At 62.5% G+C, this 12,907-nt stretch carries 9 protein-coding genes and 2 pseudogenes; 6 read left to right on the top strand and 5 right to left on the bottom strand.

The genetic code is table 11. The annotated features are described in order from the left end of the window. The 4 genes and pseudogenes from E4Q23_RS20145 to ilvD form a co-directional block, all read right to left on the bottom strand. A pseudogene (locus E4Q23_RS20145) lies at positions 1-192 on the bottom strand (IS1380 family transposase); the annotation flags it as partial. Positions 193-415: 223 nt separating this feature from the next. Continuing rightward, on the bottom strand, positions 416-724 hold the full coding sequence (locus E4Q23_RS20140) for a c-type cytochrome (RefSeq protein ID WP_169068291.1): 309 nt from the start codon (positions 722-724) through the stop codon (positions 416-418). Between the two features lie 184 nt (positions 725-908). Continuing rightward, on the bottom strand, positions 909-1,529 hold the full coding sequence (locus E4Q23_RS20135) for a LysE family transporter (RefSeq protein ID WP_169068290.1): 621 nt from the start codon (positions 1,527-1,529) through the stop codon (positions 909-911). Positions 1,530-1,542: 13 nt separating this feature from the next. Next, complete coding sequence (gene ilvD / locus E4Q23_RS20130) at positions 1,543-3,399, bottom strand: dihydroxy-acid dehydratase (RefSeq protein WP_169068289.1); 1,857 nt, start codon at positions 3,397-3,399, stop codon at positions 1,543-1,545. Positions 3,400-3,481: 82 nt separating this feature from the next. Here ilvD and lgt point away from each other — a divergent pair, with 82 nt between their 5' ends. From lgt to ppk2, 4 genes are all read left to right on the top strand, one after another. Continuing rightward, the gene (gene lgt, locus E4Q23_RS20125) at positions 3,482-4,279 is read left to right on the top strand and encodes a prolipoprotein diacylglyceryl transferase (RefSeq protein ID WP_169068288.1); all 798 of its coding nucleotides are present in this window, start codon (positions 3,482-3,484) and stop codon (positions 4,277-4,279) included. A 39-nt stretch (positions 4,280-4,318) separates the two neighbouring features. After that, a complete protein-coding gene (locus E4Q23_RS20120; protein ID WP_169068287.1) occupies positions 4,319-5,701 on the top strand; it encodes a malonyl-CoA decarboxylase in 1,383 nt (460 codons plus the stop codon). Positions 5,702-5,753: 52 nt separating this feature from the next. Beyond that, positions 5,754-6,227 (top strand): VOC family protein, encoded by a 474-nt coding sequence (locus tag E4Q23_RS20115; protein ID WP_169068286.1) that lies wholly within the window; start codon positions 5,754-5,756, stop codon positions 6,225-6,227. A 798-nt stretch (positions 6,228-7,025) separates the two neighbouring features. Next, positions 7,026-7,829, top strand: a complete 804-nt coding sequence (gene ppk2 / locus E4Q23_RS20110; protein ID WP_291997597.1) for a polyphosphate kinase 2 — start codon at positions 7,026-7,028, stop codon at positions 7,827-7,829. Between the two features lie 119 nt (positions 7,830-7,948). On the opposite strand, the gene E4Q23_RS20105 is transcribed toward ppk2, so the two are convergent. After that, the gene (locus E4Q23_RS20105; protein WP_169068284.1) at positions 7,949-8,389 is read right to left on the bottom strand and encodes a cache domain-containing protein; all 441 of its coding nucleotides are present in this window, start codon (positions 8,387-8,389) and stop codon (positions 7,949-7,951) included. A 169-nt stretch (positions 8,390-8,558) separates the two neighbouring features. On the opposite strand from E4Q23_RS20105, the gene E4Q23_RS20100 reads away from it, so the two are divergent. Together E4Q23_RS20100 and ppc are read left to right on the top strand one after the other, a co-directional pair. Then, positions 8,559-9,497: a pyridoxal-phosphate dependent enzyme gene (locus tag E4Q23_RS20100; RefSeq protein ID WP_169068283.1), complete on the top strand. Its 939-nt coding sequence runs from the start codon at positions 8,559-8,561 to the stop codon at positions 9,495-9,497. A gap of 43 nt (positions 9,498-9,540) precedes the next feature. After that, a pseudogene (gene ppc / locus E4Q23_RS20095) lies at positions 9,541-12,314 on the top strand (phosphoenolpyruvate carboxylase). The last annotated feature ends 593 nt before the right edge of the window (positions 12,315-12,907 follow it).

Genomic DNA, 12,907 nt, shown 5'->3' with positions numbered 1-12,907 from the left:
GGAATCGGCAATCGCCCCGGTCAGGCGATCGATCAGGCCGATGCGACGATCGACGGCGCTCAGCACCAAGGCGCCCAGGTCCGAGGACACCTCACCGGCGCTGAAATCGGCGCGAACCGTGAAGCCCGCAGCGGGCGGGAGGTGGAGTTGTTCCGGGGTAAAATCCAAGGCTGGGCGAGTAGTGGTAGGCATTTTTTTACGAACTGGTTTCTATAGAACTCCAATTGTATCAAATGTTTACGTGCTTACTCGCCCTCTTTATGCAACATCCAGGTTAATAAGGTAGCGAACGGGCGATTGTCCAAGCACATCATGAGCTTGTCAACATGCATATCTGCTTTCGAGATGCATGGCGCTTGCTCGGCGGCCCAAAAACAGGAAACCGGCACTGGGCCGGTTTTTCTTCATGCAGCGATCACTTCAGGCTGAGGACCCACTTGGCCAGGGTGTTGGCCTCTTCGGGCGTGACCTTGTTCGGCGGCATCGGCACCGGGCCCCAGGCCCCCTTGCCACCCTTGATGATTTTCTCGGCGAGCATGGGCTCATCCTTGGCGGTGTACTTGTTGGCCACGTCCTTGTACGACGGACCGACGACCTTCTTGTCCACCTGGTGGCAGGTCATGCAGTTCTTGGACTTGGCCAGGGCCGCTGCGTCTTCAGCCTGGACGGCACCGGCAGACATTACGCCGGCAGCAGCCAGCAGGCTCACGTAGATCGCTTTCATACTCTTACTCCGTTCAGAAAGATGGTTTGGTACGCCGCGATATTATTTCAGTTTGGCCCGCTTGCAAAGCCCGTTGATTCGCGTTACCGGTGGCGCAAACGTTAGCGCACATAACGCATTTCCAGCACGGAGCGTTGACAGCGCCCGGCAGTTGCTGCCCGCCTCGCGGCCGCTACGGCCGGTGTCAATGCCTGCTCGAAGCGCCGAGGAGGAGACCTGCGATGATGAAGAAGCCCCCGAAAAGACGATTCTGCGTCCGCAATGCGCGTGCGTCGCGCAGCCAGCGGCGCAGTCGCGACACCAGCAGCGCATAGCCGGACATGACGAGGATGTCGACCGCACACATGGTAATCCCGATGAGCAGGAACTGCGGCCACTGCGGGCTTCCCGCGTCGACAAACTGCGGCACCAGCGCAGCGATGAAGAGAATGGCCTTCGGATTGCTCAGATTGACCAGCAAGCCCTGCCAGAAAAGACCGTTGGCAGGGGCCGGCACAACCCCTGCCTGATCGATTCCCGCTATCGGCGCCCGCCATTTTTCGATGCCCAGCCAGATCAGATAGGCCGCACCAGCGAGCTTGACCAGATCGAAGACGAAAGCCGAAGTCGCCAGCAACACGTTGAGCCCGGCCGCGACGACCATCAGCTGTATCAACAAAGCGGCCTGCAGGCCGAGGATTGCGCGCAGAGCGACCCAGTAGCCGTACTGCAATCCGGCACTCATGCTGGTCACCGCTCCCGGGCCCGGTGTAACCGAGATCACCAGCGCCGCCAGCAGGAAACCGAGCCAGAGGTCAAAGGGCATTGGCGCTCCCAGATCAGCGCCTCTTCAGCTGTTCCAGATCGCGCACGGCGCCGGTCGCCGCCGATGTCGCCATCAGCGCATACGCCTGCAAGGCTTTTGAAACCACTCGCTGACGCGTAGCTGCGGGCTGCCAGGCAGCGTCGCCGCGGGCGTCCATGTCGGCACGACGCCTGGCCATTTCGGCTTCCGTTATGGCCAGGTGAATGCGGCGACCGGGGATGTCGATTTCGATCACATCCCCCTCTTCGACCAGGCCGATCGCCCCGCCTTCAGCGGCCTCCGGTGAAGCGTGCCCAATCGACAGACCGGAAGTGCCGCCCGAAAAACGGCCGTCAGTGAGCAGGGCGCAGGCTTTTCCCAGCCCCTTGGATTTCAGGTAGGACGTTGGATAAAGCATTTCCTGCATGCCCGGGCCGCCTTTCGGCCCTTCGTAGCGGATGACCACCACGTCACCCGCCTGGACCTGGTCGCCAAGAATCGCCTGCACGGCATCGTCCTGACTTTCGAACACCCGCGCCTTGCCGGTGAACACCCAGATGCTTTCGTCAACACCCGCAGTCTTCACGATGCAACCGTCGGTCGCCAGATTGCCATACAGCACGGCCAGGCCACCATCCTGTGAGTAGGCATGCTCCCGGTTGCGAATGCAGCCATGGGCGCGATCCACGTCGAGGTCCGGATAGCGCCTGTTTTGCGAGAAAGCGGTCTGCGTCGGGATGCCGCCGGGTGCTGCCCGGAAGAATTCGATCAGCGCCGGGTCCTGGTTGCGAATCACGTCCCAGCGGTCGATCGCCTCACCGAGGGTGCTGGCGTGCACCGTCGGCTGCTGGCGATGGATCAGTCCTGCGCGGTCGAGCTCGCCGAGAATGGAGAAAATTCCGCCGGCACGGTGCACATCCTCGATATGGTAATCGGGTGTCGCCGGCGCCACCTTGGCCAGGCACGGCACCTTGCGCGAGATGCGGTCGATGTCGTCCATGGTAAAGTTCACCGCGCCCTCCTGCGCCGCCGCCAGAATATGCAACACGGTGTTGGTCGAGCCGCCCATCGATACGTCGAGCGTCATGGCGTTCTCAAAGGCTTCGAAACTGCCGATCGCACGCGGCAGCACCGAGGCATCGTCGCGCTCATAGTAGCGGCGACACAGTTCGACGATCTGCCGGCCCGCTTCGAGAAAAAGCCCCTTGCGATCCGCGTGCGTGGCGAGAACGGTACCATTGCCGGGGAGTGAAAAGCCGAGCGCCTCGGTCAGACAGTTCATCGAGTTGGCGGTAAACATCCCGGAACACGAACCGCAGGTTGGACAGGCCGAGCGCTCGAAGGCGTCGACTTCGTCGTCGGAACAATTGCTGTCGCCACCCTTGACCATGGCATCCACCAGGTCGATGGCAATCACCTTGCCGCCCCAATCGACCTTGCCGGCTTCCATGGGGCCGCCGGAGACGAAGATGGTCGGGATGTTCACCCGCATCGCCGCCATCAGCATCCCCGGCGTGATCTTGTCGCAGTTCGAGATGCAGACCATGGCATCGGCGCAGTGGCCATTGACCATGTATTCGACCGAGTCGGCGATCAGGTCGCGCGAGGGCAGCGAATAGAGCATGCCGTCGTGACCCATGGCGATGCCATCGTCGATGGCAATGGTGTTGAATTCCTTGGCGATGCCGCCAGCGGCCTCGATCTCGCGCGCCACCAGCTGTCCCATGTCCTTGAGGTGCACGTGACCCGGGACGAACTGGGTAAAGGAATTGACGACAGCGATGATCGGCTTGCCGAAGTCGCCATCCTTCATGCCCGTTGCGCGCCACAGGGCGCGGGCGCCAGCCATGTTGCGACCGTGGGTCGAGGTGCGGGAACGATAGTCAGGCATTGCCAATCTCCAATCCGAAACGCGCCTGAGGGTGGCACGATATAATGCGAATTCTATCCGAAAGCCTCCGAGTCCTCGCACCGTGTTGATCCATCCCCAGTTCGACCCCGTCGCGCTTGCCCTCGGCCCACTGAAAGTGCACTGGTACGGACTGATGTACCTGGCCGCCTTCCTGCAGTTCTGGTGGCTTGGTCGGCAGCGCATCCTGAGCCATCCACAGCTCTCCGCCAGCGGCTGGACGGTGCGCCAGCTCGACGACCTGCTCTTCTATGGCGTTCTCGGCGTCATCGTCGGCGGCCGTCTGGGCGAGATTCTCTTCTATCAGCCAGGCTACTACCTGCAACACCCGCTCGAGATTCTCGCCGTTTGGCGGGGTGGCATGTCCTTCCATGGCGGCTTCCTCGGCGTCCTCGTGGCGATGGCCTTGTACGCCCGCAAGATCGGCAGGACCTGGTTCGAAATCACTGATTTCATTGCCCCGCTGGTGCCGCTCGGTCTCGCCGCCGGACGCATCGGAAACTTCATCAACGGCGAGCTGTGGGGCCGCGTGGCGGACCCTGCGCTGCCGTGGGCGATGGTTTTTCCCTGGGTCGACAACTTGCCTCGCCACCCCTCGCAGCTCTATCAAGCGGGCCTCGAAGGGCTGGCCCTGTTCGTTCTGCTCTGGTGGTACTCGGCCCGAGCGAGACCGCGCGGTGCCATTTCGGGTGTCTTTCTCATCGGCTACGGCAGCCTGCGCTGGCTCGCCGAGTATTTCCGATCTCCTGATGATGGTATCCTTGGCCTGTCATTTACCGTCAGCATGGGGCAGTGGTTGTCCCTGCCGATGATTCTTTGTGGTCTGCTTTTGGTCGTCCTCGCCCATCGCCAACGCATCTGAGCGAGACGCGCCGCTTGCCGCGGGACGGAGGAGAAAAGGATGTCAGAGGGCTTTGTTGTCCGGGGGCTGCGCCGGGTGCGCAAACTGCTCGAGAGTCCCGGCCCACTCGAGCTGGAAGGAAAACCCCTTGGTCGCGTTCGCGATCTTTTGCGCGAGTGCGCCAGTGGCGTCGGCGGTGAAGTCTCGGTCCGCCAACGCGCCGCCCTGCTGTCTGAAACCTATCAGCACCTCAATGACGACGGCCGCACCACTTTCCTGAGCACCATCGCCAATGACTTCGGTCCCGACCCGCAGTCGGTTGCCAGGGCCCACGCCGACTATCAGGCGGCGGTCGGTAGCGATCAGCAGTGGACCGCCGAATCGGCCCTGCGTAAGGCCATGCGCTCGTCGCGACTGCGCATCCTCACGCAATTCAACGCCCTGCCGCAGGGGGTCAAGTTTCTCGTTGATCTACGCGCCGATCTGCTGCGCTTTCTCGACAAGGATCCCGCCCTGCGTTCGCTCGACCGCGAGCTCGAGTCCCGCCTGAGTGCCTGGTTCGACGTCGGCTTCCTCGAACTGCAGCGCATCACCTGGAGCTCGCCGGCCGCCCTGCTGGAAAAGCTGATCCAGTACGAAGCGGTGCACGAAATCCGTTCCTGGAGCGACCTCAAGAATCGTCTCGATTCCGATCGCCGTTGCTACGCTTTCTTTCATCCGCGCATGCCGATGGAGCCGCTTATTTTCGTCGAGGTCGCCTTGACCGAGCACCTGGCCGACAACGTTCAGGCACTTCTCGACGAGCATGCGCCGGTATTCGACGCGCAGCGTGCCAACACGGCGATCTTCTATTCGATTTCCAACACCCAACCGGGCCTGCGCGGCGTCTCCTTCGGCAATTTCCTGCTCAAGCGGGTGGTCGACGACCTGAAACGGGACTACCCGAAGCTGACCAACTTTGCCACGCTTTCGCCGCTGCCCAACTTCCGACGCTGGGCCGAGAGCCAGCCGGAAGCCTGGCCAAAAGCATTCACCGACGCGGACCTGGCCAAGATCAAGCGGCGGCTGCCGCCTGAGATGGCGCCAATTGCCAGTGCTGCCGATCTTGCCGCGCTGCTTTCTGCGCAGAACTGGGCCGCGGACGAGCAGCTGGCCGCCAGCCTGCAGCACGGGCTGACACGCCTCGCCGCACGTTACCTGCTAACCGCCCGCAAGGGTGAGCAAGCGTACGACCCGGTCGCCCGCTTTCACCTCGGCAACGGCGCACGCATCGAACGCCTCAATTATCTGGCCGACACCTCCGCGCGCGGCGGCCAGCAGTCGTACGGACTGATGGTGAACTACGTCTACGACCCTGATACCATTGAAGAGAATGTCGAAGCGTTTTCCCGCAGTGGTGAAATTGCAGCCGCCACCGCCATACGTCGTTCCGCTCGCGACTGAGGTCGCGCAGCGAGCGCTTTTTTTTCCTTCCGCCACAGAGAAAGAACTCCCTATGAGCCAACGTCCCTTCAAAGTCCTCGGTATCCAGCAAATCGCCATCGGCGCCCCTGACAAGATGAAACTGCGCAAGTTATGGATCGACATGCTTGGCCTCGAAATCACCGGCAACTTCGTTAGCGAACGCGAGAACGTCGACGAAGACATCGCCGCGATCGGCTCCGGCCCGTTCAAGGTCGAAGTCGATCTGATGCAACCGGTCGACCCGGACAAGAAACCTGCGGTGCATGTCACGCCACTCAACCACATCGGCCTGTGGATCGACGATTTGCCGAAGGCAGTCGAGTGGCTTTCGGCCAACGGCGTGCGCTTCGCACCGGGCGGAATCCGCAAGGGTGCGGCCGGCTTCGACATCACCTTCATGCATCCGAAAGCCAATGATGAATTCCCGATCGGTGGCGAAGGCGTCCTGATTGAAATGGTCCAGGCCCCCCCCGCAGTCATCGAAGCTTTCGCCAAACTGGCCTGAGCGCCGGGCTTCACCCAAAGCCTCGTTTCCCGCAAATCGTTCGCCGACAGCGGCCACACCGGCGGACGGCTGGCGCAGAGAAAGCAAGCCTGAGCACAGCGTCCGCCTGCTCTCCGAACGCCGCGGAAACAGCAACGAGCGCCAGCCCAGCTGGTGCTCTGTTTTTTTTGCGACTCTGTCGAACACCCCGCCAAGACGGCGATCGGCAACAACTGGCGCCGAACTTTTTTTGTAGTTGCAAAGGTCAATTGCACGTTTCGTGCGCCAAAATCTTCATCTCTGCGGAAAAATGCATGATAATTGCCGCCCATGGTCGTTCAGGCGCAACGAGAAAAAGAAGCATGCCAGCAATTCACGGTCGCACTGAACTATCTTTTTCCCGGCAACGAGAACGGTGCCGTCGCTTGGCGCTGCAGTTCGCGGTTTTCCGGTTGCCGCGGTATCGCTAAGGGAACATCACATCCCCATAAACTGCAGCACCGCCGAGCACGCGCTTTCATCCCCAATCCGCTTTTTAGCCACACCAAGGAGGCATCAATGAGTGAAGTCAATACCGAGCAAGCAGAGGTCGTACCCACAAGCGATCAAGCCAGCACCGAAAGCGTGACCGTGGACCAGGCCGCGCCTCCGGCCAGCGCTCCGGCCAAAGCGGCAGCCAAGCCGGCAGCGAAAGTCGCCGCAGAAGAAGCGAAGAAGGCGCCGGAAAAGGCAAAGGCAAAGGAGGAGAAAGCCGTGAAGACAGCGAAAGCGAAGCCGGCAGCCGAAAAACCGGCAGCAGCCACGGCAGCGACAAAGGAAGTGGAGAGCATCAAGAGCACGCGCAAGACGCCGCTGAAGACGAAGAACTACGAGAAAGCACTGGCGAAACTGCAGGTCGAACTCGTCAAGCTGCAGGAGTGGATCAAGTTCAAGAAACTGAAAGTCGTCGTCCTCTTCGAAGGGCGCGACGCCGCCGGCAAGGGCGGAACGATCAAGCGCATCACCGAAAGCCTCAGTCCGCGAGTCACCCGCGTCGCCGCTCTGCCGGCGCCCACCGACCGGGAAACCGGCCAGTGGTATTTCCAGCGTTACGTGCAGCACCTTCCCGCCGGCGGCGAAATGGTGCTCTTCGATCGCAGCTGGTATAACCGGGCCGGCGTCGAACAAGTGATGGGTTTTTGCACCGACGAGGAATACCGCGAGTTTCTGCGCAGCTGCCCGGAGTTCGAGCGCATGCTCGTGCGCAGCGGCATCATCCTGATCAAGTACTGGTTCTCGGTCAGCAACGAGGAGCAGGAGCGCCGTTTCCAGAAACGCATTTTCCATCCGGAAAAGCACTGGAAGCTCAGCCCGATGGACCTGCAATCGCGCGCCCGCTGGGTCGAGTACTCGCGGGCCAAGGACAACATGTTCGCCCATACCGACATCAAGCAAGCGCCCTGGTACGTCGTCGATGGCGACGACAAGAAGCGCGCCCGCCTGAACGTGATCACCCATCTGCTCAACATGATCGACTACGAAGACCTGACGCCAGAGCCAATCGTCCTGCCGCCCCGGCAGGAGGAAACCGGCTACGTGCGGCCGCCGATGTCCGATCAGACTTTCATTCCGGAAGTGTACTGAGCGACGGAGCGCTACCGACCACACAAAAAGAACCCCGCCGTAGCGGGGTTTTTTTGTGTCACGCCAATCACGGCGCTACACCAGTGGCAAGCAATCTCGCGGGTCCGGCGGCGAGAACTCTACTTGTAATAGCCGACCGCACAAACCTGGTCGCCGACCTTGGTCACGTACACCACCTTGTTCACCGGATCGGTCTGGCCGGGACGCGGCCACATATAGGAGACTTCGACAATCACTCCATCCTTGGCGGCCGCGTAGACCTCGACGCCGAGGGGCTTGCCGGCCTTGTCCTTGAGATCCTTGAGGCTCTTGCCGACCAGCGACGGATGGGCAGTGAAATTGCCGTCAGGCCCACCGCAATAGGGATACAGGTCGCGGTCCTTGAAACCGCCCTCGCCCTTGCTAAACATCGCCAGGGCCTGGGCCTTGTCGGCGTTCACCGCGGCGACCGCCTTCTGGAGCATGGCTTTGGCTTCGGCCGGCGTACCGTATTCGCCTGCCCAAGCGCTACCTGCTGCTAAAACCGCGAATGCTGAACCTATGGCTAATTGACGTAGCATCGAAACTCTCCTTGAAAAATTAAGGGATAACGACAAGCAACTGCAACAGTCCTGCAGGCGAGGGATAACACCCCTCAATGAACATGGTAGCTCAAAAACACCCTGCCGGTGACTGGCGTCGTGCAACCGACCCTATGGCGACTTTTACGGTAAGGAACCCGGTGCCAGAATGCCACTACATATTGAAACCCCGCTCATCGAATCCCGGCCGCTGAGCAGCACGGCCAATTGTTCCGTCTGGCTCAAGCTGGAAGCGCTGCAGCCACCCGGATCGTTCAAGATTCGCGGCATCGGCGCGGCCTGCGAGGAGTACAGCCGGCGTGGCGCACGCCGCTTTGTTTCCTCCTCCGGCGGCAATGCCGGACTGGCGGTCGCCTATGCCGGCCGCCGGCTGTCGACCCCGGTCACGGTGGTGGTGCCGGAAACCACCTCCGCAAGAGCCAGAGAGCTGTTGCGGCAGGAAGCAGCCGAGATCATCGTCCATGGTGCTTCCTGGCACGAAGCCAACCTCCTGGCGCAGTCGATGATCGAGGAGGCAGACGCCTTTCTCCACCCCTTCGACGACCCGCTGCTGTGGCATGGGCATGCGACCATGATCGACGAACTCGCCCGCTCGACCATGACGCCGGACGCCGTGGTCCTCTCGGTCGGTGGCGGCGGCCTGCTCTGCGGGGTCATCGAAGGCCTGCGACGCAACGGTCTCGGGAAGGTGCCGGTGATCGCTGTCGAGACCGCCGGCGCAGCGTCGTTCAATCGCTCGCTGCAAGCCGGTAAACTGATCGAGCTCGCCAGCATCAGCAGCGTCGCCACCTCGCTCGGCGCCAAGCGCGTTTGTGAGCAGGCGTTTCAGTGGTCAAAAACGCATTCGATGCGCAGCGTCGTCGTCTCCGATCACGCCGCGCTCGAGGCCTGCGAGCGTTTTCTCGCCGATCACCGACTGCTCGTCGAACCCGCCTGTGGCGCCAGCCTGGCCTTGGCCTACGCAGGCTCACGGGCGCTCGCCGGCTTTTCTCGCGTGCTGTTCATCGTCTGCGGCGGCGCCACGGCGACCATCGATCAGATTCGCGAATGGTCGACGAAGGCAGCTGCGCGCCGGGAGGACCTATAATCGCCTGCCTGAGCACCTACCCCGCAGACAAAAAGGTCGACACATGAATTCTCTGGATCCAAGCACCACCGAAACCGACAAGGACCTTCCCCTGCGCGAGGACATTCGGCTGCTGGGCCGGATTCTCGGCGACACCGTCAGTCAGCAGGAGGGTAGCGAGGTCTTCGACGTCGTCGAAGGTATCCGCCAGAATTCGGTGCGCTTCGATCGTGATTTCGACGAAGACGCGCGCGCCGAGCTGGAGAGAATCCTCGCCGAGCTACCACGCGACACGATGCTGGCGGTCATCCGCTCCTTCACCTATTTCCTGCATCTGGCCAATATCGCCGAGGACGAGCACCACGTCCGTCGCCGCCGAGCGCACGAAATGATCGGCTCACCCGCACGTGACGGCAGCCTGGAGCTGGCGCTGACCCGCCTGCAAGCCGCCGGCATTGACGCCGAAGGCCTGCGCGCCTGCCTCGAACAGGCGCTCATCTCGCCAGTGCTGACCGCCCATCCGACCGAGGTCAGTCGCAAGAGCATTCTCTTCTGCCAACACGAAGTCAGGGGCTTGCTCGACGACCGCGATCGGCTGCGCCTGACGCCGAGCGAACTCGCCGACAACGAGGTCGCCTTGCGCCGTGCGGTGCTGACACTGTGGCGGACGCGCATGGTGCGTTCGACGCGCCTGGCGGTGATCGACGAGGTCAAGAACGGCATCAGCTACTTCGACGAGACTTTCTTCGTTGAACTGCCGCGCCTCTATTGCCAGTTCGAAGACCAGCTTCGGCAAGCTTTTCCTGGCCAAAAGTGGGCACTGCCCAACTTCTTCCGGGTCGGCTCGTGGATCGGTGGCGACCGCGACGGCAATCCCTTCGTCACCGCCGAGGTGCTGCGTGAAAGCCTGCGCCGGCAGTCGATAGCCGCTTTCGACTTTTATCTGGGCGAGATCCACGCGCTCGGTCGCGAGCTGCCGCTGTCACACACCCTGGTCGAAGTTTCCGACGCCCTCGCAGCGCTCGCCGAAGCTTCACCGGACAGCGCGCCGCAGCGCCTCGACGAGCCCTACCGGCGGGCGCTGACCGGCATCTACGCGCGCCTCGCAGCGACCTCCAGCGCGCTCGACCAGCACGAGTCGCCGGAACACGCCGTTGGCATCGCCGAAGCCTACGCCAATCCCGAAGAAATCGTCGCCGACCTGCAGGTATTGGTCGATTCGCTGATCGCCAACGGCGCCGAGCTGATCGCCGCTGGCCGCCTGCGCAGCCTGCTCCGTGCGATCGGTGTCTTCGGCTTCCATCTGGCGCCGATCGATCTGCGCCAGAATTCGGAGGTGCACGCCCGTACGGTCAGCGAACTCCTTTTGCGGGCCAAGTGCTGCGCCAACTACGCCGATCTCGACGAGGCGGCACGCATTGCCTTGTTGAGCGAGGAGATCACCAGCCCGCGACCACTCTACTCGCCGCACATCGACTATTCACCCGAAACGCGTGGCGAACTGGCGATTTTTTTTCGCCGCCCACGAGCTGCGTCAGCGCTACGGTGCCAGCGCCTTGCCAAACTGCATCATCTCGAAAACCGACGGCGTCTCCGATCTCCTTGAAGTCGCCCTGCTCCTCAAGGAAGGCGGTATGCTGGTGCCCGGCGAAAGGCTAGGGCTGGCGCTCAACATCATCCCCCCTGTTCGAAACCATCGACGACTTGCAGCGCGCGCCGGCGGTGATGCAGCAGCTCTTCGCGCTCCCCGCCTACCGCGCGCTGGTCGCCGCGCGCGGCGACGAACACGAGGTCATGCTCGGCTATTCGGACAGCAACAAGGACGGCGGTTTCCTGACCTCGGGCTGGGAGTTGTACAAGGCCGAAATTGGCTTGACGCAGGTATTTGCCGAGCACGGCATCCGCCTGCGCCTGTTCCATGGCCGCGGCGGCAGCGTCGGCCGTGGCGGCGGACCCAGCTACGATGCCATCCTGGCGCAGCCGCCGGGAGCCGTGGCCGGCCAGATCCGGATCACCGAGCAAGGCGAAGTCATCGCCTCGAAGTACGCCAATCCCGAAGTCGGCCGCCGTAACCTCGAAATCCTCGCCGCCGCAACGCTCGAAGAAAGCCTGCTCGGCGTCGACCGCGACGACCTGCCGACCGCCGCTTTCCATCAAGCGATGGAAGAGCTGTCGACGCTGGCTTTCCAGGCCTACCGCCAGCTGGTCTACGCAACCCCCGGATTTACCCGCTACTTCCGTGAATCAACGCCGATCCTCGAAATCGCGACACTGAACATCGGTAGCCGGCCAGCCGCGCGCACCGCCTCCGAGCGCATCGAAGACCTGCGCGCGATCCCCTGGGTTTTCTCCTGGGCACAATGCCGGCTGATGCTCCCCGGTTGGTACGGCTTTGGCAGCGCTGTCAAGCGCTGGCGTGAAGAACGGCCCGACGGTCTGGCACTGCTCCAGGAAATGTACCGCCATTGGCCGTTCTTCCGGACGCTGTTGTCGAACATGGACATGGTGCTCGCCAAGTCCGACCTGGCGATCGCCTCGCGCTATGCCGAACTGGTCAGCGACGCCGAATTGCGGAGCAGCATCTTCGCGCGCATCAGCGCAGAATGGCAGGCCACGCGCGCAGCGCTGCTGGCCATCAACGGCCAGGACGAGCTGCTCGCCGACAACCCGCTGCTGCAGCGTTCGATGCGCAACCGTTTCCCCTACATCGACCTGCTCAACCACCTGCAGGTCGAACTGCTGCACCGCCTGCGCGCCGGCGACGACGACATCCGCCTCAAGCGCGGCAGCCTGATCACCATCAACGGCATCGCCGCCGGGCTGCGCAACAGCGGCTGAGCAATGGCGCGGGAGGGCGGGGCAGCGGTACCCGTAGCACGCCTCGCCCTCCCGCCCTCCCGCCTCTCCCCGCTCTCCCCCCCACTCACCTGCAGATCACGGAGTTCCTTCAACGCCACGTCTTTACCTGTCTTTGCAAACCACGACGGCGGTTAACCCGCCAGTGGCAATAATGTCTGCTTGGTCTCCAGAAACGCGATTGATGATTGATGGCTCAGCCACTGCTCGACCCGGCCAGCCGCCATTGCGCAAAGGCCGAAGCCGGCGGCGAGAACCCTTGCCGCGGCACGCGGCCTTTGCCAGACATGCGAACACACCCGCCCAACGCCCGTCTCACTGAAATCCGATGCCCTCCTCTTCTCCCTCCAGAACTCGCCTGACCACCGTCCTCAGCGTCGCCGTACTCGTGCTCGGCGCGGCCTTCGCTGCCTTTTTATTTTGCCNCCACAGCGGCAGCGGCAACGCCAAGGCCGCTAGCGCAACGCCGACTTCTCCTGCCAAGCGCACGGCGCTGGCGGTGAGCACCGTACAAGCGCAACAGACCACCTGGTCGCAGCAACTGAGCGTCAGTGGTGGCGTCTTCCCGTGGCAGG

Source organism: Candidatus Accumulibacter phosphatis (genome assembly GCF_012939955.1).
In the GTDB taxonomy this organism is placed as follows: Bacteria; Pseudomonadota; Gammaproteobacteria; order Burkholderiales; family Rhodocyclaceae; genus Accumulibacter; species Accumulibacter delftensis.
Note: the sequence above shows the minus strand (reverse complement) of the source record. Positions and strands in the feature narration are given on the sequence as shown.